This is a genomic window from Sphaerotilus sp. (assembly GCF_031429695.1).
Taxonomy (GTDB): Bacteria; Pseudomonadota; Gammaproteobacteria; order Burkholderiales; family Burkholderiaceae_C; genus Sphaerotilus.
In genome coordinates this window covers 1-22,291 of the sequence record NZ_JANPAB010000106.1, presented here as the reverse complement: position 1 = coordinate 22,291, position 22,291 = coordinate 1, and the positions used below count along the sequence as shown (strand labels likewise).

Sequence of the window (22,291 nt, the reverse complement as noted above, 5' to 3'; positions counted from 1 at the left end):
CAGACCGCATGCTTGATCTCATCGACGTCACCAAGAGCTACCCGAGCCGCCTCGGCCGGCGCACCATCTTCCGCGACTTCAATCTGTCGATCCCGGATGGCTGCAACGCCGGCCTGATCGGGCCGAACGGCGCGGGCAAGTCGACGCTGATGCGCCTGCTCGGCGGGCTGGAACACCTCGACAGCGGACGCATCGTCACCGACCGGCGCGTGTCCTGGCCGATCGGGCTGGCGGGTGGCTTTCAAGGCTCGTTGACCGGGCGCGACAACGTGCGTTTCGTCTGCCGCATCCACGCCGCGACCAGCGACGAGATGCGGGAGAAGGTGGCCTTCGTGCAGGCCTTCGCCGAAATCGGCGATGCCTTCGACATGCCGGTGAAAACCTATTCCTCGGGCATGCGTTCGCGGCTGACTTTCGGGCTGGCGATGGCCTTCGAGTTCGATCTCTACCTGATCGACGAGGTGACGGCCGTGGGCGACGCCGCCTTCCGCAAAAAGAGCCAGGACCTGCTGCAGGAGCGGCTGAACCGGTCCAATGTCATCTACACCAGCCACAACATGGGGGAGATTGCGCGGCTGTGCAATGTGGTGGTGTTGCTGCGGCAAGGCTCGGCCACCGTCTACCAGGATGTCAAGGAAGGCATCGCGGCCTACCAGAAACCGCCTGCCGCTGCCCTGCCTGTCACCACGCCACGCGAGGCCGTCGCCGCATGAGCCGCCTGCACACGCTCGGGCGCAGGCACTGGCTGGCCCTCCTCACCATCGGACTACCGATGCTGCTGGCGGCCCTCTACTACAGCCTCCTGGCGAGTGACCGCTACGTCAGCACGACCGTCCTCACGGTGCGCCGCGCGGGCCATGAAGCCTCCTCGGTCAACGGGCTGGCAATGCTGCTCCCCGGCGCAGCGGCGATGTCGCAGGAAGACACCCGCTACCTGCGTGAGTACCTGCACTCGCAGGGCCTGCTGCTGCGTCTGGATGCGGAATTGAAGATCCGGCAGCACTACGAATCGGCGCACACCGACCTCCTCCACCGCCTCTGGCCCGAGGCCAGCCAGGAGCAGCTGCTGGACTACTGGCGCCGCCGGGTCGAGATCGCGCTTGATGAAGTCAGCGGGCTGCTGAGCGTACGTGTGCAGGGCTTCGACCCGGACCAGGCACAGCGCATCAACCAGGCCCTGCTGCGCGAGGCCGAAGCCTTCGTCAACGACATCTCGCACCGCATCGCCGACGAGCAGCTTGCCTTTGCCAAGGGCGAACTTCGGCGCGCCGAGGAGCAGCTCACCGGCACCCAGCGCACACTGGTCGAGTTCCAGACCCGCCACCGCATGCTCGATCCGCAAGCCGACGCCCAGGCCACCGGGCAGCGCGCCGCGGAACTGCGGGGTCGCCTCACCAAGCTTGAAGCCGAACTGGCGACCAAGCGTGCATTCCTGAACGAGGACGCCCCTGACCTCGTCACGCTCAAAGCCGAGCTGGCCGCCGTCCGGCAGCAAGTCGGCCGCGAGACCCAGAGCGCAACGGCCACCAGCAGCGGCGCAATAGGCGGCGAGGCGCTGAACCGCCTGGCCGTCACCTTCCACGACATCAAGACCCGCGCGGCGCTGGCCGACGGTGCCTACCGCAGCGCGCTCACCGCCGTGGAAGCCACCCGCATCGAAGCCAGCCGCAAGGTGAAGAGCCTGGTCGTCATCGAGCCGCCCACCCACCCGCAGACAGCCGAGTTCCCGCGCCGCCTCTACGAACTCTCGACGCTGCTGCTGTTGTGCCTGGCGGTGTTCGGCATCGCGCATCTGGCCATCGCCACTGTCCGCGAACACCGCGACTGATCCGGGAACTGCCCCACGATGAAACGCCTTCTTCAGACCCTCGCCCTGTGCAGCCTCTGGGCGCTGGGCGCTGCCGGAATCGCATCCGCGCAGACCGCGACCGTCGCCATGCCCGCCGCCACCCCGGTGTTCGGCGCGCAAATGTTCAACGGCCGCTTCGGCAGTCAGTCGTTCACCGGTTTCAACCCGGACTACCAGATTGCCGTCGGTGACCGGGTCAGCGTGCGCATGTGGGGCGCCTTCGCGATGGACCTGACGCAGGGCGTCGATGCCCAGGGCAACATCTTCCTGCCCAGCCTCGGGCCGGTCCGCGTGCAGGGCGTGCGCAACGGCGAGCTGAACGAGCAGTTGCAGCAGCACGTCAAGCGGATCTACCGCGCCAATGTCAGCAGCTACACCAGCCTGGACACCGCCCAGCCGGTGAAGGTCTACGTCACGGGCTATGTGCGCCAGCCTGGTCTGTACAACGGCGTGTCGTCGAACTCGGTGCTGTACTACCTCGACCAGGCCGGCGGCATCGACGCCGAGCGCGGCAGCTACCTGCAGGTGGATGTGCTGCGCGCCGGGCGGCTGCGCACCCGGTTCAACCTCTACCGCTTCCTGATGGACGGCCAGATCGAGCACATCCAGTTCCAGGACGGCGACACCGTCGTGGCGCACCCGCGCCAGCACGCCGTCAAGGTCGGCGGCGAGGCGTTCAACCCTTATGTGTTCGAGCTGGCGCAGGCCACCATTGCAGCGCGCGAGCTGATCGCTCTGGCCCGCCCGAAGCCCAGCGCCACCCACCTCAGCATCGTGCGCAAAGTGGGCGCCACCAGCCGCAGCGAATACCACGCGCTGGCCGACGCCGCGGAGGTCCGCATCGAGGATGGCGACGAAATCACCTTCACATCGGACAAGGCCCCCGGCACCATCCTCGTGCGCATCGAAGGCGCCCACCAGGGCGAGCGCACGCAGGTGCTGCCCTACGGTGCGACGCTCGGCGATGCACTGGCACGGGTTCGCCCTCTGCCGCAAGCCAATCTGCCGGCGCTGCAGCTCTACCGCCGCTCGGTCGCCACCCGCCAGCGCGAGTCGCTCGACACCTCGCTGCGCAGCCTGGAAACCTACGCACTCACCGCCCGCAGCGCCACCAGCGAGGAAGCCGCGCTGCGCACCCGCGAGGCCGAACTCATCCTGAAGTTCATCGAGCGGGCCGCCGCCGTGCAGCCGCGCGGTCAGGTCGTGCTGGACCAGTCCGACGCGGCCCGGAACGCGACACTGGAAGACGGCGACATCATCCGCATCCCCGAGCGCAGCAGCCTGGTGCTGATCAGCGGCGAGGTGCTGTTCCCCAACGCCGTGGTCCACGATGCCAAGGCCCGGGTCACCGACTACGTCCAGAAGGTCGGCGGCTTCAACCAGGGCGCCGACCAGTCGCGCCTGATCGTGTTACGCCAGGACGGCAGCGTCGTGGCCGCGACCGAATCGGCCACTGTCCAGCCGGGCGACGAGATCATGGTGCTGCCCAAGATCGACACCAAGCGCATCGAGATCACCCGCGGCATCACGCAAATCATCTACCAGATCGCCGTGGCGGCCAAAGTGCTGCTGGCGCTCTGACCTCTGCCGAAAGCCCACCCCATGGCGCCATCCGATCCGCTGCAGGCACTGGGCCTGCGACAGCTGCGCGACATCGAGTTGACAGACGACACCCAGTGGCCGATGCGTGCCCTGGGCGATGACCCGCAGCTGCGCTTCGCACCACCGCGACACCGAGGGGCGTTTCGCATCACGGTATCGATCGAGGCTGAAGACGGTCTGGTCACGCCTGCTGTGTACCTGAACACCGGCAGCGGCTTTGCCGACGCACTGAGCGTGCCGCTGCGGCGCGCGGCCGACGGCACCTGGCAAGGCGAGTGCGATTCGCCCCTGCCCTGCCTGGCTTGGCGACTGGATCCGCTGGACCGGCCGGGCCGGTTCCGGCTGTCCGGGCTGAAGGTGGAGCCGCTCTGGATCAATCCGCGCCGTCGCCTGCCCGTGCCGGTCTGGCTGGGCCGGGCCGGCCAGCGCATGGGCAGCGCCATGCAGCGCCTGCGCTGGCGACATGGCCGGGATGACCTGCTGCCCGCCCACGACCTCGTCCGCCTGGAGGGCGTGCCCCACCACTACCGCGCCACCGGCACCGACCCGCAGCTGCGGCTGCCATACCTGGTGCCGGCGGGCTCGTACATGCTGGAAGTGCAGCTGCAACTGCCCGCCGCACGTGCGGTGGCCCGGCTCTACGTGGACGACGGCTGCCATGGCGAAGACGAGGCCCGCTCGGCCGGCCTGCCACTGCGCTCCGGCGTGCTCGCCAAGCGCCTCGTCTGTCTGCCGGAAGACGCCCGGATCCGCTTCGATCCGATGGCCTGCGCCGGCACGTTCGAGATCACGCATTTCCGTCTGGTCCGGGTCGCTGACCGCTTTGCCCTCCAGCGCATGGTCGACAAGCTGCGCGCCCGCCATCCACGCTACCGGACTGAGCCGTCCCCGGTGGCACCGCTGGACCTGGATCGGCTCCGGGACGACTACAACGCGCTGTTCGAGCCGCGCGGCGGCGAGCTGGTGCAGTACGCCGACTGGATCCGCGAGGTCGAGTCTGTCGCGCTGCTGTCGGACGAGGTGCAGCGCCAGCGGATCCGCGGGTGGTCGTGGCAGCCGACGATCTCGCTCGTCATGCCGACCTACAACTCCAACGAGGCCTACCTGCTGGCCTGCATCGACAGCGTGCGCGCCCAGACCTATCCGCACTGGACGCTGTGCATCGCCGACGACGCCTCGACCCGGCCCGGCCTGCGCCGCCTGCTGTCGGACGTGGCGGCGTCGGATCCACGCATCCGGCTTGTGCTGCGCGAACAGAACGGGCACATCTGCGCGGCCAGCAACACTGCGCTGTCACTGGCCACCGGCGAGTTCGTCGCTCTGCTGGACCACGACGATGTGCTGGTGCCGCACGCCCTCTTCGCCGTGGCCGAAGCCCTGCAGGCACGCCCGACAGCCGCCTTGCTGTATTCCGACGAAGACAAGCTCGACGAGACCGGTGCCCGCTGCGACCCCTACTTCAAGCCCGGTTGGTCGCCCGACCTGCTGTATTCCCAGAACTGCTTCTCCCACCTCGGCGTCTACCGGCGTTCGCTGGTGGAGGCCGTCGGCGGCTTCCGTGCTGGCTTCGAAGGCAGCCAGGACCATGATCTGGTGCTGCGCTGCGCAGCCCGCGTTGTGGATCCGGCCGACATCGTCCACGTCCCGCAGGTGCTCTACCACTGGCGCATGGCCGAAGGCTCGACCGCCCGCGGCCACGACCGCAAGGACTACGCGAGCGACGCCGGCCGGCGTGCGCTGCAAGACCACTTCGATGCCCACCACCCCGGCGTTGAAGTCGGTGTGGTTGTACCGGGGATCTACCGCCACCGCTGGCCGCTGCCCGCCGACCCTCCACTGGTGAGTCTGATCATCCCCACCCGCGACGGCCACGACCTGCTGCGCACCTGCATCGACTCGATCGTGCAGCGCAGCACCTACACGCGCTACGAGCTGCTTGTGGTGGATAACCAGTCGAGCTGTCCGCGCACGCTGGAGTACCTGGCCGCACTGGACGCCGGCACCGAAGCGGCCGGCCGCGCCCGCGTGCTGCGCTGGGACCATCCCTTCAACTACTCCGCGATCAACAACTTCGCCGCCGCCCACGCCCGCGGCAGCGTGCTCGGCCTCGTCAACAACGACATCGAGGTGATCAGCCCGGACTGGCTCGGCGAGATGGTCAGCCATGCAGTGCGACCGGACATCGGCTGCGTGGGCGCCAAGCTGTATTACCCGGACGACACGGTGCAGCACGCCGGCGTGGTGCTTGGCGTCGGCGGCGTCGCCAACCACGCGCTGCGCGGCGCGCCACGCAGTTCGCCCGGCTACTTCGGCCGACTCTGGACGCTCTACAACCCGAGCGCGGTGACGGGCGCCGTGCTGGTGCTGCGCAAGGCCGTGTTCGACGCGGTCGGCGGGCTGGACGCCGAAGGGCTGCCTGTGGCCTTCAACGACGTTGATTTGTGCCTGAAAGCCATGACCGCCGGCTTCCGTTCGGTGTGGACACCGCATGCAGAGCTCTACCACCACGAATCCGTCAGCCGCGGCACCGACACCACGCCGGAGAAACGCGCCCGCTTTCTCGGCGAAGTCGCGGTGATGCAGCAACGCTGGTCGCACTGGCTGCTGGACGACCCGCACTACAACTCCAACCTGACCCGCCTGCGCGAAGACTACGGTCTGGCCAGCGCCAACGAAGACATCCCGCACTGCAACGGCCTGCGCCAGAAACACACGCCACGATGAACCTGCCGCATCCGCGCATCGCCATCGCCGCGATCTTCCGCAACGAACACCCCTATGTGCTGGAGTGGATCGCCCACCACCGGGCACTCGGTGTCGAGACCTTCTACATCGCCGACAACGTCAGCGACGACGGCACGTCCGAGCTGCTCCAGGCGCTGCACGACCTGGGCGTGGTACGGCGCATCCCGTTTGCGTCAATGCCCGGTCAGGCGCCGCAGCTGCCGGCCTATGCAGAGTTGCTGGGCACGCACGCCCACGACGAGGACTGGATCGCGGTGATCGACGCCGACGAGTTCATCGTCCCGACGGGCGGCGAGCGCAGCCTCGCCGAGCTGCTCGCCCCGCTGGCGGCGCAGGTGGACGTTGGTGCCGTGGTGCTGAACTGGGCGATCTACGGCTCGTCCTGGTTGCTCAACCACAGCGCGGGCCTGGTCAGCGAGCGATTCACGCGCCGGGCGCACCAGTCATTCGGCGCCAATCACCACTACAAGACGGTGTTGCGCCGGGCCGCATTCGCGTCGATCTACAGCAATCCACACCACTTCGTGCTGCAGCCGGGCTGGCGCTGCATCCATACCGACGGCAGCGACGTCGTGCCCCATGCGCGCCATGGCCTGGGACTGAGCGAGCGGGTGGTCTGGGAAGGGGTGCGACTGAACCACTACATCGTCAAGTCGCGTGAGGAGTTCGAGACGCGCAAGGCGCGCAACGGCAGCGCTGCGACGGTGGGGCGGGTGAAGGGGGATGCGTATTTCGAGGCGCATGACCGCAATGACACGGGTGACACCGTGCCGTGCTGGCTGCTCCAGGCTGTCCGCCTTGGCGTAGCGTCGTTGTCCATCGATCTGGAGTCCATCGGGTACACCGTGCGGGCGTCGGCCACGGCCACACCCGCATATGCCCCGCCGTTCCGAGGCGTGCAAGGCCACGTCGACCGCATCGAACTCGACGGTGGTCAGTTGTGCATCCGTGGCTGGGCGATGCACGAAAGCGGCGCGGCAGCGGACATCCTCATGGTGCAGGTGGGCGAACGCCGCTGGCAGTTCACGGAGGTCCTGCGCTACGCCCGCACTGACCTGAAACAGCACTTCCCCATGTCCGGGGAACAGTGCGGATTCCAGCTTTTTCTAAGCGATTGCGATTTGCCGGATCAGGCAATCTTGGTACAGATCCGTGGGGCAATGGTCGGCCAGTCGCCGAGCGGTGCGTTTCCCGTCCCCGAGCACGCCTTGATATCGACCTGAAAAACTGCCGCACAAGAGGACACGCCGTGAAACTGTTCACCTCCAGGCCAGAACCTGGGCCCGAGCCAACCGTCAACGTTCAAGCCAGGCCGGCCCGCTTTGCGGCAGGCAACATCGGCGCCATCGGGCAGGTCAAGGTGGATCTGGCCTACACCGTGGGCAACATGCTGATCGTGGCGGGTTGGCGCTCGGTGCCGGTGGAGCTTGCGCTGTTCAGCCAGGGCAGCCGACTCAAGACACGGACCGTATCGGTCGCACGCGCGGACGTCTCGACGCACCTCGGTCTGGGCACCGAGGACGATCTCGGATTTGTCCTGATCGCCGAACAGTTGGAACAGTTGGACGAGGTGTCTGGCATCACCTTTGGCTGGCGCGGCACCGGCAATACCTTCCAGCAATCGGCGCTGGTCGCGACGGCATCACCAGACGTCTTCACCGCGGCCGACCACGGCGCGCTGGGCTCGGCGGTCGCCCTGTTCTCGGCCAGCTGCGAACGCTATTCGGCCCAGTGGCACGCACTGATTTCCCGCGCGGCAGTGGCCAAGGGAACGTGCCCGAATGCTGCTGGTTTTCTCGAAGGGGCATTCGCCTGCAAGCAGACCGGTTCCGCAGCAGTGATCGGATGGGTGCTGCACGGTCCGGACGTGCCGGTCTGGCTGGAAGATGACGAAGGGCATGTCACACCGCTGAATGGTGCATTTCGCCGCTATCGCCAGGACGTGATCGACTCCGTCGGCCAGTCCTTTCCGCAAGCCACCGAACTGAATGCCGGATTCATCGCGCTGGCGCCTGACTTCAAGCTCAATGCCCGGGTCCGGCTGAAAACAGTCTCCGAGGCTGGCGTGCATATCATCAGTGAAACCACCTGCTCCGACCTGTCCGCCGATCCCCGCCAGGCCGCACGCAACCTGTTCAGCGTGTACGCACCGATGCAGGACCTGCACCAGCGGATCACCCAGATCGACGACCAGCTGCTGACACCCATCATCGCGTCCAGCCAGAGCCGCTGGAGCCATCTGCCGCAGCGCGTCAAACCCCTCGGGCAGGCAGTGGCACGTCCGAAGGCGAGCGTCATCGTGCCGCTCTACGGGCGCGCCGACTTTGTCGAACACCAGCTGGTGGAATTCGCCCGAGACCCGTGGTTCCGGGAGCACGCGGAGCTGATCTACGTCATCGACGACCCGAAACTGGTCGACAGCTTCAGCCAGCAGGCGGAATCGCTGCACCGCCTCTACCAACAGGCCTTCACCTGGATCTGGGGCAGCGTGAACCGCGGGTTCTCGGGCGCCAACAACCTGGGTGCGGCCCATGCCCGTGGCGAGCATCTGGTGTTTCTCAACAGCGACGCTTTCCCGCAGCAGCCCGGCTGGTTGCCTGCGCTGATCGAGGTACTGGACAACCGGCCTGACATCGGCGCGGTCGGTCCTCGCCTGGTTTTCGGAAATGGGTCGATCCAGCACGCTGGCATGGACTTCCAGCAACGTGACGAGCTGGGCATCTGGGTCAACCACCACCCACACATGGGGCTGGATCCGAGCCTGGATCCGCACACCGCGCTGACCCTGGTGCCGGCGGTCACCGGGGCCTGCCTGACGCTGCGCCGCTGCGACTTCGACCGTGTCGGTGGCTGGGACACCGGCTACCTGATCGGCGATTTCGAGGACTCCGACTTGTGCCTGAAGCTGCGCGCCCAGGGCCAGCACATCGCCTATCTGCCCACGGTGCAACTCACGCACCTGGAACGGCAATCCTTCAAGCTGCTCGGCGACGACGAATTCCGCACCCGGGTGGTGGTCTACAACGCCGTGCGACACCAGAACCGCTGGCGCTCCCTGATCGAGTCCCGCTTCGACAGCCAGGACCTCGCCGCTTCCGATCTGACCGCGACTACGACCGCGGCCGCGACTGCCTGACACCATGCGCATGAACACCTCCCAACGCATCCTCGTGATGGCACACGCCCATCCGGACTTCAGCCTGGGCGGCGGTGAACTCGCCGCCTACCAGCTCTTCAAGGCCTACCGCGAACAACCGGACGTCGAAGAAGCCTGGTTCCTCGGCCGGGCCGACCGCGGCCGCGGCGCCTCCGGGGCGATCACGCTGCGCCGGTCAAACGAGTACCTGTGGGAACAGGCCGTGCACGACTGGCACCTGATGAAGGCCGCCCACCAGGATTCGCTCACCACCTGGTTCGCCGACCTGATCCGGGGCTTGAAGCCGACCGTCGTGCACACCCACCACTATGCGCACCTGGGCCTCGAATACCTGCGCGTCATCAAGCAGGTCGATCCGTCCATCCGCATCGTCATGACGCTGCATGAATACATGGCGATCTGCAGCAACAATGGGCAGATGGTCAAGGCCGGCAGCAGCAAGCTGTGCAGTCGAGAGAGTTTCGACGAATGCAGCAAGTGCTTCCCGAGCAAGACCCCCGAGGATTTTTGGCTGCGCAAGCAATACTTCCAGCGCCATTTCGAATTTATCGACCAGTTCATTGCGCCGTCCGAGTTCCTGCGCCAGCGTTACATCGACTGGGGGCTGGATCCGGAACAGATTGTCGTGATCGAGAATGGCCAAGCGGACGAGGCACCGCTGCCGCCACGCCCGCTGAAAGAAGGCGAAACCCGCAACCGGTTTGCATTCTTCGGCCAGATCAATCCATTCAAGGGGCTGGACGTGGTGCTGGAGGCCCTGACCGAGATGCCCAAGGCGGACCGCCAGAACATCGTCCTCGAAGTCCACGGTGCCAACCTCGAATGGCAGCCCCAGGAATTCCAGGACAAAATCGAGAAGCTGCGGGCGCCGCTGATCAAACGCGGTGTCGTGCAGTGGGTCGGCCCTTACCAGCCAGAGGAGTTGCGCGCGCGGATGGCGGCGGTGGACTGGGTGGTCGTGCCGTCCATCTGGTGGGAGAACTCGCCGATGGTGATCCAGGAGGCGATGGTGCATGGTCGGCCGCTGCTGGTGTCGGACATCGGGGGGATGCGGGAGAAAGTCAAGGAAGGGGTGACGGGCTTCCGTGTTGCCGCGCGCAGCGCCTTGGCGTGGACTACGAGTCTGAAAACGGCAAGCAACATGACCTCGGAATGGGACTCGTTGCGAATGAACACCCACCGGCCGATTGAACACACAGCCTGCGCACGGGCACATCTGGCGCTGCTCCACCAGAATCGGGCAAACCGCCATGAACGGGTATCGGCATGAGTAAATCGCCCGACATTCCAAAGTTTGACGATATGCCTGACAGAACGATCGACACGTCAACACTTTTTCCCGGCCTGGGGTATTTCGGGGCGACGAACAGTGATTGCATCAACATTCCACTGAAAAACAAGATCCAAGGTATTCGCATCTGCATCCCAGCAGGATATGCATCCAACCTGCTGAACTTGAAGAAACTGGAAATGATCGGCACTGAAGGCCCGATAAGTCTGGATGAGAGCCAAATCGAGCTGAGCCAGAGTTCCGTCTACAACGCCGACCCTAAGTTCGGCCCGCAGAGCCTCTTGCAGGGCAAGGGTATTCACACCCTGTCAGAGAGCGAACCCTGGTGGCAAGCTGAATTCCGAACGCCCGTCGAAATTACCCTGCTGCGGCTGTACAACCGTGGAGATCGCTGGGGGATAAGGACACGCAACGTGGTCATTCAAGTCCGGATCGGGTCGCGTTGGATCGAGGTCCGTAATCCACACACCGGCCAGCACTTGTGGGACCGGCTCCGGCAATGTGCAGACGTCGCCGGACCGATTCCGTTGAGCAGCGATGCAGCGACGCTGCGTCGGCAACTGTTGGACGCTATCGCAAAAAAACTGTTGTCGCCCGCCACCGGCCTTGCAACTTTGCCATGGGATAGCCTGCTGGAGTTGGTCAACATGTGGGGCGGTGGCCCGATGGACGATCATGAGTTAACACTGGTAGCGGCTTGGATGACACAGGTCAACGGACTTCAGCCACTGATGCCGATGTCCGAACGCCTCCAGTCATCGAACCAGGTGCTGCGCCTTCAGGCACAGATCAACCAATTAGCGGAGATTCATTGCCTGGGTCAGTTCGTCATAAGCCGACATGGCGTGCAACGTTCAAATCTGCTGTCGCGCCAAGACGCCTTCCTGTCAGCTGCAGAGCAACTCATCCACTGCCTTCAGGCCATGGATTACCAGCCGATGCTGTCATACGGCACCTTGCTAGGCGCGGTCCGTGATCAGTCGTTCATTGCGCATGACGACGATTTGGACCTGCTCATGCTGTGCCGCGCCAGTGACCGCGATGCCGTGGCGGAAGAGATGACCCAAGTGGCCGAGCAATTGCGACTGGCGGGCTACCGTGTCGAACAGATGTTGCCGCAGTCACTGAACATGCACGTTATCGATCAGTCGCTGGACGTCGAACTCGACCTTTTTCCGTGCTGGCAAGGACTCGCTGGGCAAGTGTATCTGCACATGGAAAAAATGGCCATTCGGCCTATTCCTGAAAATCTGGTGCATCCGCCGGGGCAAGTCAGTCTGCACAGTAGGCACCTGCCGGCGCCAGCGAACCCTGATGCCTTTCTCCTAGAACGATATGGCCACGACTGGACTACCCCCAACCAGTTCTTCGAGTGGCCCTGGCCACTGTCATTGAACCCCTGAACGAGGACATCACATGACCACCGTCATCACCTACGGCACCTTCGATCTGTTCCACGTCGGTCACGTCCGTCTGCTCAAGCGCCTGAAAGACCTAGGCGATCGGCTAGTGGTGGGCTGCTCCACAGACGAGTTCAATGCGATCAAGGGCAAGAAGGCGGTCCTGAGCTACGCGCAACGCGTTGAAGTGTTGCAGTCCTGTCGTTACGTGGATTCGGTGTTTCCCGAGAACCATTGGGACCAGAAGCGTGCAGACATCTTGCGCGAGAAGGCCGACATCTTTTCAATGGGCGACGACTGGCTGGGGAAATTCGACCATCTCGGCGACGTGTGTCGCGTGGTCTATCTGACAAGGACTGAAAACATCTCGACGACCGACATCCGCCATTTCGTCAAGATTTCCCGCCAAGACGAGGTGCGGCGCGCCAAGGCGGCCGCACAGCATCTGGTAGACATGATCGGAAAAATGGAGAGCGCCAACGAATCGAATGCCGCTCAAACTGGCGGCCTGCTGAAAATGGTTTCCGCGGCCTGAGCATTCACCACAGCATGGACCCAGCCCTTGGCGTTCATGGCACGCAAGTCGAGTTTACTGAACGGGACTGGCACGTCAGCGTAGGGTGCCTGGTCCGCGCACACGGCCATAGCTTGGCAACGTTCAATGTCATACAGCTTGGTGTGCGACCGCCCCGCATTGAACCTCCCCGGCAACAGCGGCGCGAGCCCGATATGCCCCCGCATCGCCCGGCAGTGGCTCAGGTAATTCACCCAGCCCATCGGATGCAGCACCCGCGTGCGCGGTAGATCCCGGAACAGCCGGTTCACCTCGTGGTCGCCGATCACCTCGAAATGGGCCAGCGGACACGCCGCCAGCACCTCCGCGATCACCGGCCGCAACCACCGCATCTCGTCGATGTGGACCGCCGTGCCGTGGTAAAAAATCTGCACCGGCTCGCCCGGCACCGGCCGGATCGGCACCCGCCCCGCATCCTCGGCCAATGGCAACGGCGCCATGAGTTGCATGCCCCGGTCCGTGTGGCGCTCGCACAGTGGTGCGGTTGAACCCCAATACTCGGTCACCAGCTCGGCCAGCGGCCGGTGCATGCGCCCGCAGTAGCGCTGCAGCTTCTGGCGGTATGCCGGCGGCAAGCCCTGCCACGCCTGTGGATCCAGCAACTCGTCATCCATGAAATAGACGATGCCCGCCAATTGCGCCCGGTACCGCCGCAGCGCCTCGGCCCACGCCGGATTCAGGTACCGGACGATGACGACCCGCGTTCCCGGCTGCAGATCGTCCACCGTGGGCATGTCCTGGTCGATGTGCCGATACACCGTCGGGCAGCCCGTGGCCTCGGCACGCGGGCGGATGTAGTAATCGGTCGAGGGATTGGGGCCTTGCTGCAGCACCAGCCAGCGCCGCACCGGCTCGGAAGGCTCCACAGGTCGGCGGATCGGGCGCCAGCGGGAGAACAGTGTCATGGAAATGCATGGTGGTCGGAAGAGAAACGACAAGATGGTCGTGCCGGATACCGACTTTTCCGGGCTTTGCCGCTGCCGGTCTGGCCGACCATCGAACGATGCTACTCGAATGGCTCCGTACCCCTTCCGCCGGCCAGCTGAACGACCGCCGTCCCCGCATGGCACTCGTCACCCGCGGTCTGCAGCGCATCCCGACCCTACCGGCGCTCCTGCCCGAATGGGCCTTGCAGGGGGGCACGGACTCCAGCGCCAGCACCGTCCTCGCCTGGGGCCACAAACCCAGCGCCCGCATCGCCGAGCAGTTCGCCCAGCGCCACGGCCTGCCCCTGCTGCGCGCCGAAGACGGCTTCCTGCGCTCCACGGCACTCGGCCACCTCAGCCCGCCGCTGTCGATCGTGCTCGACGACCTGGGCATCTACTACGACGCCGCGCAGCCCTCCCGCCTGGAGAGCCTGATCACCACCCCACTCGGCGCCGCGCAGCTTGAACGCGGCGCCCACCTGCGCGCCGCCTGGGTCGCAGCCCGTGTCTCCAAGTACAACCACGCCCACGATGGCCTGCCCGACGCGCTGCTCCGCCAGGCTGCCACCGATCCGCCCGTGCTCGTCATCGACCAGACCGCTGGCGACGCCTCGATCACGGGTGCCGGCGCCAGCGCCACGCACTTCCGCTGGATGCTGCAAGCCGCGCTGGACGAACACCCCGGTGCACCGATCTGGCTCAAGGTCCACCCGGATGTCATCGCCGGCCGCAAGCAAGGCCACTTCGCCGACCTCACGCCGGGCGAGGCCGCAAGGGTCACGCTGATCGCTGAGGCGATCCACCCGCCCGCGTTGTTCGACGTGTGCCGGGCCGTTTACGTGGTCAGCTCGCAGGTGGGCTTCGAGGCGCTGCTGCATGGCCGCTCCGTGCGCAGCTTCGGCCTGCCCTTCTATGCCGGCTGGGGACTCACCACCGACCACCTGGGCTCACCAACCCGGCGCCGTGCCGCCAGCCCGAGCATTGCTGCGCTCGCCCATGCGGCCCTGATCGCCTATCCACGCTGCCTGGATCCCGAAACGGGGCGCCTGTGCGAGCCCGAACGGCTGCTCGCCCATCTGGCCCTGCAGCGCCGGCAACGTGCCACCTGCCCGTCGCCCGTGCAGGTGCTGGGCTTCTCGCGCTGGAAACGCCCGATCGCCCGCGCCTTCCTGCAAGGCAGCGCCGACATCGCCTTCCTGCGCCGCGAGCGACAGCTCGATCCGGGCACTGCGGTCGCGGTGTGGGGCCGCCGTCCAGCGCCGCCGCTGGCCACCGGCCCGGTACTGCGCATCGAGGACGGCTTCCTGCGCTCGGTCGGGCTGGGCGCCGACCTGACACGCCCGCTGTCGTGGGTCATCGACGATCTGGGCATCTACTTCGACGCGACCCGCCCGAGCCGCCTCGAACAACTGCTGCGCCAGCACGACTTCGACGACGCCCTGCGCGAGCGGGCCCGCGCACTGCGCACTGCCATCGTCAACGCCGGCCTGACCAAGTACAACGTCGGCGGCGGTGCGTGGCAGCGCCCGCCCACGGCGCTGTACGTCGTGCTGGTACCGGGCCAGGTCGAGAGCGACGCCTCGATCCAGTGGGGCGCGGCCGACATCCGCACCAACGCCGAACTGCTGCGCGCCGTCCGGGCCGCCGAGCCCGACGCCTGGCTGGTCTACAAGCCGCATCCGGACGTCGTCGCCGGCCTGCGCCAGACGGGCACCTCCTGGCAGTCCGAGTGCGAGCGCCTGCGCCGGTACTGCGACGAGATCGTCACCGACGTGCCCATGCACGCGCTGCTGGCCAGCGTGGACGGCGTGCACACGCTGACCTCGCTGACCGGCTTCGAGGCGCTGCTGCGCGACTGCCCGGTCACCACCTGGGGCATGCCGTTCTACGCCGGCTGGGGTTTGACCGAGGACCGCGCGCCCGCCGAGCACCCGGCCCGCCAGCGCCGCAGGCGCCGGCTGCTGCTGGACGAGCTGGTGGCGGCCACGCTGATCCTGTATCCGACCTACCTCAGCCGCCACTCGGGCGCCTACACCACGCCGGAGCAGGCGCTGGTGGAACTGCGCGAATGGCAGCGGCTGGGTGCCCCACCCGAGTCGGTTCCCGGCCGCGCATGGCGCCTGCTGAAACGCCGTGTGCTGCACACCCTGGCGCAATGCCGTCAACGCTGACACCCCGCATGCCCACCACCCACGCCACCTGCCCGCCCTGGCCGACCGCCTTCCGGGCACTGGTCGACCAGCGCCACACCCTCATCCTGCAGGGGCCGATGGGCTGGTTCTTCAGCGATCTGGCCGCGCTCCTGACCCAGCAGGGCCAGCATGTCACCAAGGTGCATTTCAACGGCGGCGACGAGATTTTCTGGCGCCACCCCGGCGCGCTGCGCTTCACGGGTCGCCCGGACACGCTGGCCGACTGGCTGCGCGGGCTGATCAAGCGCCAGCGGATTGACGCCGTGGTGCTGTTCGGGCAGATGCGCCCGGTCCACTGCACCGCGCGCGAGGTGGCCAGCGAACTCGGTGTCGGCATCTTTGTGTTCGAGGAGGGCTACCTCCGCCCGAACTACGTGACCATCGAGCGGCGCGGCGTCAACGCGCTGTCGCGTCTGCCCCGCGCGGCCAGTTTCTACGCCGAGCGCGAACAGCCGCGCCACCCGGCACCCACGCCGACGACCCAGAACATCCAGCGCACCGCCCTGATCGCCGCCGCCTACGGCATCGCGGCCGCGGCTCTGCGCCCCTGGTATCCACACCAGACCTACCACCGCTCGCTCAATCCAGTCACCGAGCCGCTGCGCTGGGCACGCAGCTATGTGCGCCACCTGCGCTACCAGATCAGCGAACACGGCCTGCACGCCAGACTGACCGGCGCGGACCTGAGCAAACGCTGGTTCCTGGTGCCACTGCAAGTGCAGTCCGACAGCCAGATCGTCCACCACTCGCCCTACACCAGCGTCGAGGCCTTCATCAGTGACGTGATGGCCTCGTTCGCGGAGCACGCCCCCGACGAGACCGGGCTGGTCATCAAGCACCACCCGATGGACCGCGCCTACAGTGACTACCAGCGCTACATCCAGCGCGAAGCGGTACGCCTGAAGATCAGCCACCGCGTGGTCTATCTGCACGACCAGCACCTGCCGACATTGCTCGACCATGCCCGCGGCGTCGTCACCATCAACAGCACCGTCGGGCTGCAGGCGCTGCACCACGGCGCACCGGTGATCACGCTGGGAGAGTCGGTCTACAGCATGCCGGGGTTGGTCTACAGTGGCTCCCTCGCCGCATTCTGGGAAGATCCGGGTGAGGTGGACCAGGCGCTGTACCTGCGATTTCGCCACCACCTGATTGCGCACACGCAACTCAACGCCAGCTTCTACGCCCAGGCGCCCGCGCTGCAAGCGCGACCCATCAGCCCGCACGACCCGTTCCGCCAGACCAAGCGTTCCGAGCTGTCCGCAGAGTTGCCATCGCACCGTATCCACGACGTGGCGGACGCCTGAACCATCCGGAATAGGCCGGAACGGACCCGGCGACGCTGACGCTGTAGAGTTCGGCCTCTTCAGACGCATGAACCCAGGCCTTGTGCCGCCCCCGATGTCCGCTACAACAACAGCCCCCCGCCCCCTGCCCCAGCCCCGCCACGCCAGTCGCATCCCGTCCCACCTCACCCCGGAACAGGTCGACCGCATCCGCCTGGCGGCCTATCTGCTGCCCCAGGTCGTGCAGCCGATCGACTACCAACTGGAGCAGAGCGCTGAGGCCGATGCCCACCTGGACGGCCTCGGCCTGATCCTGCTGCAGAAAGCGGTGCCTGGCCAGCGCCCCAGCCGCTGGATCGACCCGGCCCTGATGACCGAGGCGCTGCAGCACCTGAACGTGGTCGGATCGGGCCAGAGCGTGCGCGCGCTGATGCTGGAGCGCGCGACGACGCTCGACGCGCAAGGCGTGGCGCGGCGTGGCGATGAATGGCAGCGCGAAGCGCGCCAAGGCGTGCAGCTCCATGCCCAGGGCTGGCGCCTGACGGTGACGCACCACCAGCCCGTGCCGGCCCAGGCCGTGTGGGATTTCTTCCGCACCGGCGACAAGCCCGCGCTCATCAAGGCCCTGAGCACGCTGCCAGACTACCCGCACGCCGAGGCGCTCACCGCGCACCTGGAGCGGCTGGTCAACCGCAGCGCCGAGCTGAACCTGTGGCAGATCGGCTCGCTGCTGCCGGCGCTGCAGTCCGAGTGCGCCACCGCGCAGTCGCTCGACAGCCTGATGGCGGCCTGCACCCGTGCCCAGGACCGCTGGGAACACCGCGTCAATGAACAGGACACCATGGAGGGCCTGAGCACCGAGCTGGCCTTCCAGGGCTACCCCGACAGCTTCCCCCAGACCCGCCGTCTGCACCGCAAGGTGACGCTGTTCGTCGGCCCGCCCAACAGCGGCAAGACCTACCAGGCGTTCGAGCGCCTCGCCAAGGCCAAGGCTGGCGCCTACCTCGCACCGCTGCGCCTGCTGGCACTCGAAGGCCGCGACCGGCTGGCCGCGCGCGGCGTGCCGTGTTCGCTGCGCACCGGCGAGGAAAGCGTGCCCGCCGACGGCGCCCGCGTCGTCTCCAGCACCATCGAGATGGTCGACACGAACAAGCCCATCGAGGTGGCGGTGATCGACGAAGCGCAGATGATCTTCGACCACAGCCGCGGCTGGGCGTGGACGCAGGCCATCGTCGCGGTGCCGGCCGAGGAGCTGCTGATCATCTGCTCGGACTACGCGGTCGAGGCGCTGCGCAACCTGCTCGGCCTGTGCGGCGAGGAATGCACCGTGCAGCGCTTCGAGCGCAAGCAGCACGTCGAGCTGCTGCCCGCCCCGGTGTCACTGAGTGCGCTGAAGAAGGGCGATGCGGTCGTGGCCTTCAGCCGCCGTGACGTGCTGATGCTGCGCGACCAGGCGGCGGCCAACGGGCAGGTGGTTTCGGTGATCTATGGGGCGCTGCCGCCGGAGGTGCGCCGCCGGGAGGCCGAGCGGTTTGCCACTGGAGAGTCGCATGTGCTGGTCGCCACCGACGCGATCGGCATGGGCCTGAATCTGCCGGTGCGGCGCGTGCTGTTCAGCACCATGACCAAGTTCGACGGCCAGGGCGACCGCCCGCTGACCGAGTCCGAGGTCCACCAGATCGCCGGCCGCGCCGGGCGTTTCGGCATCCACGAGGAAGGCTTCTGCGGCGTGCTGAAGGAAGCCGAACCGACGGCGCTGCGCACGCTCAAGGCATTGCTGCCCAAGGTGCCCAAGGCGCCGCGCGACTTCAAGGCACCGGTCGCGCCGAACTGGTGGCACATCGACACCATCGCCAGCCGGCTGGGCAAGAACCGGCTGCGCGAGGTGCTCGGGGTGTTCGTCGAACAGCTCCAGCTCGACAACGCGCACTTCGCCGTGGCCGAACTCGACCAGATGCTCGACCTCGCCGCCCAGCTCGACCAGGTGGCGGGCAACCTGCCGCTGCGGCAACGGTTTGTCTACGCGCAGGCGCCGGTGGACACGCGCACCGATGCGCAGGTCAAGCAGTTCCTCGAATGGGCGGGTCACCACGCCAAGTCCGGTCAGGCCGGCGCCGCATGGTTCCTGAACGATGTGGACGAGCACAGCCGCCTGGAGCGCATGGAGCAGACACTGCGCACCTGCACGCTGTGGCTGTGGCTGGACCTGCGTTTCCCCGGCATCTACGGCCAAGTCGACGAAGTGGTCGATCTGCGCGCGCGGCTGAACGACGGGATCGAGCGACAGCTCAAGGCGAAGAAGCCGCTATGGCAAGCCCGCGGCGGACGCCGAGGCTAACCCCCACGCCCGTCATGCCCGCGCAGGCGGGCACCCACCCCATCAGCGCAACCGGTCGGCCATCGCCTCGCCGAGGCGGATCGGCCCGGCCGGCTGCCACGCCGGGTTGAACGCCAGCGCCGGCCCTGCATCCTGCGCATCCTTCGGGAACAGCATCACCACGGTCGACCCCAAGAGGAAGCGCCCCATTTCCTCGCCCTGCTTCAGCCGGATGTCCTGGTCGGCGTAGGTCCAGTCGCGCAGGTGCCCCGGCCGCGGCGGGTTCACCAGCCCGTGCCACACAGTCGCCATGCTGCCCACGATCGTGGCGCCGACCAGCACCAGCACGAACGGCCCGCGTGGCCCCTCGAACACGCACACCACCCGCTCATTGCGCGCGAACAAGCCCGGCACGCCACGCGCCGTCGTCGGGTTCACCGAGAACAGCTCGCCCGGCACATGAATCATCCGCAGCAAGCGGCCATCGCAGGGCATGTGGATGCGGTGGTAGTCCCGCGGGCTGAGGTAGAGCGTGGCGAACAGTCCGTCGTCGAACTGCTTGGCAAGCTGCGCATCCCCGCCGACCAGTGCGGTGGTCGAGTAGCGGTGGCCTTTCGCCTGGAAGATCTGGTCCCGCTCGATCGGGCCGAACTGGCTGATCGCGCCGTCCACCGGGCAGACCAGCTCCGCCTTGGCCAGCGGACGGGCGCCAGGTTTCAGCGCGCGGGTGAAGAAGTCGTTGAAGCTCTTGTAGCTGGCGATGTCCGGGTTCAGCGCCTCGGCCATGTTCACGTGGTAGCGGCGCACGAAGCGGCGAATGATGCCGGTCGTGACGGCGCCACGCTCTTTGCCGGCCACCCAGCCGGCAAACGTGGTCAGGGCCTGCTTGGGGAGGAGGTACTGGGGCAGGACAGCTAGGCGGTCGGACATGGGTGGTTTGGAAGGTAGCGAAGGGCGCGGCATTCTAACGATGGGCACCGAAAAACGACCTGGCGATCTGACGGCCTTCGCCGACGACGCTGCAGCTACCCGCTGCAAGAGTTGCTGCTGGTGGCGTTCACGGGGGTGGACATTGATGTCGGGCCGTTCGTCGCGCAGGCGTTCGTCCGTGCGCGGGTGCCGATCGACACCGTGCTGGCGTCGCTGGACCGGGGGTAGGCCACGTCCGTTGCGCGAGATGAATCCGCTGATGAAGGCGCTGTCTTTTCGCGGCGGGCTATTCTGCAACGCATGGAGATCGGACCATGAGCAACACCCTCGCCTACCGTGGCTACACCGCCGCCTGTGCCCAGTTGGGAAGCCAGCCGGAGAAGCCCGCTAGCGGCAGGCTCATGCTGCGGGTCGCGCCCACCGTTCACGCGGCGGCGCTCAAGGCAGCGGCGCACTTGCCTGTTGCGCGTTCGGTTGCACAAGGCAAGGGCCGCCACGCTTAGGTGAACGCGCATGAAGGCTGAATACGACTTGTCCAAGATGAAGTCGCGTCGCAATCCCTATACGGCCAAGCGTCTGACCTTGGCCGCAGAAGAAGCACACAGGACAAGCGGCCGTCAACTACACTTCCGATCATTCGGAGAAATTAAAATGTCGCTGACACCTTCCTTGGTACCGACGGCCGAAGCCGCTTTCATCGCCGGGTTGAACGACCGGCAGATGCACCGGGTCATGGACGAGCATCTGGTGCCGTCCGCGCTGCTTGGACAGGACGGCTCGACGCGGCTGTTCGCCCGGCTGGGGGCGGCGTTCGCCCGCTTCTACTACGACACCGAGGGTGTGCTGGTCGCCAGTGCGCGGCGACAGGTGCTGGAAGAACTGACGCTGCGGGTGGAGCATCTGTCAGATCCAGCCGAGGTGATGGCGCTGCACAGCCTGCCCCGTGACGTGAGTTGGCGCGTGTTCCGCACGGGGGTGGACATTGATGTCGGGCCGTTCGTCGCGCAGGCGTTCGTCCGTGCCCGGGAGGTGGACGCTGCCGATGCACTGGTCTCCGCCGACCCGGAGGTCATGGGCGGTGCGCCCTGCTTCACCGGGACGCGGGTGCCGATCGACACCGTGCTGGCGTCGCTGGATCGGGGGATCGGCATGGCGGAGTTGCGCGAGTCGTTTCGGTTCCTGACCGACACGCATCTGAGCGCGGCGCGGGTCTATGCCGCCGTGCATCCGCGTCGGGGTCGGCCGCGTCCGTTGGGTGAGATGAATCCGCTGATGAAACCGCTGTCTTCTCGCGTCGTGAGGCCAGCGCGGGCATGACTTGCAAGCTGTTGATAGACGAGTGCCTGTCGCCGGCACTCGTCGGATTTGCGGTGGCTGCGGGACATGTCGAATCAAGCTGCGTCCGCGATCTGGGGTGGTCGGGCACCAAGGATTGGAAACTGGTGCGGCTGGTGGTCAAACACGACTACACGCTGGTGACGCACAACTCGGTCGATTTCCGGGGTGGCGGCCCCGGCAAGCTGGGCGGTCATCATGCGCAGCAGCCGATCCACGCAGGGCTGGTCTGCCTGAATTCGGTCCATGTCATGGATCTGGCGCGACAGCGGGATCTGTTCGGGATTGCGCTGGAAGAACTAGCGGTGCTGACGGATCTGGTCAATCAGGCGCTGGAAATCTTCGAGCAGGAAGACGGGGCGGTCGTGGTGGAACGCTACGACATTCCGCAGGGTTGAGCCAACCAGAATTGGGCAGGAGTTAACCCGATCATGGACATCCACCCAATCCGGCCAGCGAAGCGGACAAGCATTTCGAGGTGCTGCTGACGCTGATCCAGGCTGACGAGGCGCGGCACTAAGCGTCCTCACAGAAATTCTGTACCTATCGGCTTTGTTGCATAACCCAGCCGAGGCTGAGTTTCCCCTGACCCCAGACGGAGTTACGCCACAGCCCGCGTCACCGGGGTGCCCAAGTGGGTGAAGCGGTTGAGCACTGCGGCCCGCACCTGCAACTCCACCACCTGCC

The 22,291-nt window shown here is 66.5% G+C and carries 17 protein-coding genes; 15 read left to right on the top strand and 2 right to left on the bottom strand.

Annotated features, from left to right (window positions below):
* Positions 1-8 precede the first annotated feature (8 nt).
* The 9 genes from RMP06_RS19740 to RMP06_RS19700 all read left to right on the top strand — a co-directional run bounded on the left by RMP06_RS19740 (position 9) and on the right by RMP06_RS19700 (position 12,579).
* A complete protein-coding gene (locus tag RMP06_RS19740) occupies positions 9-713 on the top strand; it encodes an ABC transporter ATP-binding protein (RefSeq protein ID WP_310463505.1) in 705 nt (234 codons plus the stop codon).
* Complete coding sequence (locus RMP06_RS19735; protein WP_310463504.1) at positions 710-1,828, top strand: KpsE/RkpR family capsule polysaccharide export protein; 1,119 nt, start codon at positions 710-712, stop codon at positions 1,826-1,828. Before RMP06_RS19740 ends, RMP06_RS19735 begins: the two co-directional genes overlap by 4 nt.
* Before the next feature lie 18 nt (positions 1,829-1,846).
* On the top strand, positions 1,847-3,430 hold the full coding sequence (locus RMP06_RS19730) for a polysaccharide biosynthesis/export family protein (protein WP_310463503.1): 1,584 nt from the start codon (positions 1,847-1,849) through the stop codon (positions 3,428-3,430).
* Positions 3,431-3,451: 21 nt separating this feature from the next.
* Positions 3,452-6,175 carry a glycosyltransferase gene (locus tag RMP06_RS19725; protein ID WP_310463502.1) on the top strand — a complete coding sequence of 908 codons (2,724 nt, stop codon included), beginning with the start codon at positions 3,452-3,454 and terminating at the stop codon, positions 6,173-6,175.
* Positions 6,172-7,419 (top strand): glycosyltransferase family 2 protein, encoded by a 1,248-nt coding sequence (locus RMP06_RS19720; protein WP_310463501.1) that lies wholly within the window; start codon positions 6,172-6,174, stop codon positions 7,417-7,419. Before RMP06_RS19725 ends, RMP06_RS19720 begins: the two co-directional genes overlap by 4 nt.
* A gap of 164 nt (positions 7,420-7,583) precedes the next feature.
* Positions 7,584-9,332: a glycosyltransferase family 2 protein gene (locus tag RMP06_RS19715; RefSeq protein WP_310463524.1), complete on the top strand. Its 1,749-nt coding sequence runs from the start codon at positions 7,584-7,586 to the stop codon at positions 9,330-9,332.
* A gap of 10 nt (positions 9,333-9,342) precedes the next feature.
* Complete coding sequence (locus RMP06_RS19710) at positions 9,343-10,623, top strand: glycosyltransferase (RefSeq protein ID WP_310463500.1); 1,281 nt, start codon at positions 9,343-9,345, stop codon at positions 10,621-10,623.
* Positions 10,620-12,047 (top strand): discoidin domain-containing protein, encoded by a 1,428-nt coding sequence (locus RMP06_RS19705; RefSeq protein WP_310463499.1) that lies wholly within the window; start codon positions 10,620-10,622, stop codon positions 12,045-12,047. Before RMP06_RS19710 ends, RMP06_RS19705 begins: the two co-directional genes overlap by 4 nt.
* Positions 12,048-12,060: 13 nt before the next feature.
* A complete protein-coding gene (locus RMP06_RS19700; RefSeq protein ID WP_310463498.1) occupies positions 12,061-12,579 on the top strand; it encodes an FAD synthase family protein in 519 nt (172 codons plus the stop codon).
* Here the strand turns inward: RMP06_RS19700 and RMP06_RS19695 are convergent.
* Positions 12,540-13,523: a hypothetical protein gene (locus RMP06_RS19695; RefSeq protein WP_310463497.1), complete on the bottom strand. Its 984-nt coding sequence runs from the start codon at positions 13,521-13,523 to the stop codon at positions 12,540-12,542. The genes RMP06_RS19700 and RMP06_RS19695 overlap by 40 nt on opposite strands.
* Positions 13,524-13,681: 158 nt before the next feature.
* Here RMP06_RS19695 and RMP06_RS19690 point away from each other — a divergent pair, with 158 nt between their 5' ends.
* The 3 genes from RMP06_RS19690 to RMP06_RS19680 all read left to right on the top strand — a co-directional run bounded on the left by RMP06_RS19690 (position 13,682) and on the right by RMP06_RS19680 (position 19,360).
* Positions 13,682-15,715, top strand: coding sequence for a capsular polysaccharide biosynthesis protein (locus RMP06_RS19690; protein WP_310463496.1), 2,034 nt, complete (start codon positions 13,682-13,684; stop codon positions 15,713-15,715).
* An 8-nt stretch (positions 15,716-15,723) separates the two neighbouring features.
* The gene (locus tag RMP06_RS19685) at positions 15,724-17,043 is read left to right on the top strand and encodes a capsule biosynthesis protein (RefSeq protein WP_310463495.1); all 1,320 of its coding nucleotides are present in this window, start codon (positions 15,724-15,726) and stop codon (positions 17,041-17,043) included.
* 67 nt (positions 17,044-17,110) lie between these two features.
* The gene (locus RMP06_RS19680) at positions 17,111-19,360 is read left to right on the top strand and encodes a helicase-related protein (protein WP_310463494.1); all 2,250 of its coding nucleotides are present in this window, start codon (positions 17,111-17,113) and stop codon (positions 19,358-19,360) included.
* Between the two features lie 42 nt (positions 19,361-19,402).
* Here RMP06_RS19680 and asd read toward each other — a convergent pair whose 3' ends face one another.
* Complete coding sequence (asd, locus tag RMP06_RS19675; protein WP_310463493.1) at positions 19,403-20,269, bottom strand: archaetidylserine decarboxylase; 867 nt, start codon at positions 20,267-20,269, stop codon at positions 19,403-19,405.
* 314 nt (positions 20,270-20,583) lie between these two features.
* Between asd and RMP06_RS19670 the strand changes: the two genes are divergently transcribed.
* The 3 genes from RMP06_RS19670 (at position 20,584) to RMP06_RS19660 (ending at position 22,002) form a co-directional block, all read left to right on the top strand.
* Positions 20,584-20,772 (top strand): toxin-antitoxin system HicB family antitoxin, encoded by a 189-nt coding sequence (locus RMP06_RS19670; protein ID WP_310463492.1) that lies wholly within the window; start codon positions 20,584-20,586, stop codon positions 20,770-20,772.
* 148 nt (positions 20,773-20,920) lie between these two features.
* Entirely contained in the window at positions 20,921-21,586 is a 666-nt protein-coding gene (locus tag RMP06_RS19665) for a DUF433 domain-containing protein (protein WP_310463491.1), read from the top strand.
* On the top strand, positions 21,583-22,002 hold the full coding sequence (locus RMP06_RS19660) for a DUF5615 family PIN-like protein (protein WP_310463490.1): 420 nt from the start codon (positions 21,583-21,585) through the stop codon (positions 22,000-22,002). The genes RMP06_RS19665 and RMP06_RS19660 overlap by 4 nt, the downstream gene beginning before the upstream one ends.
* Positions 22,003-22,291: the final 289 nt, after the last annotated feature.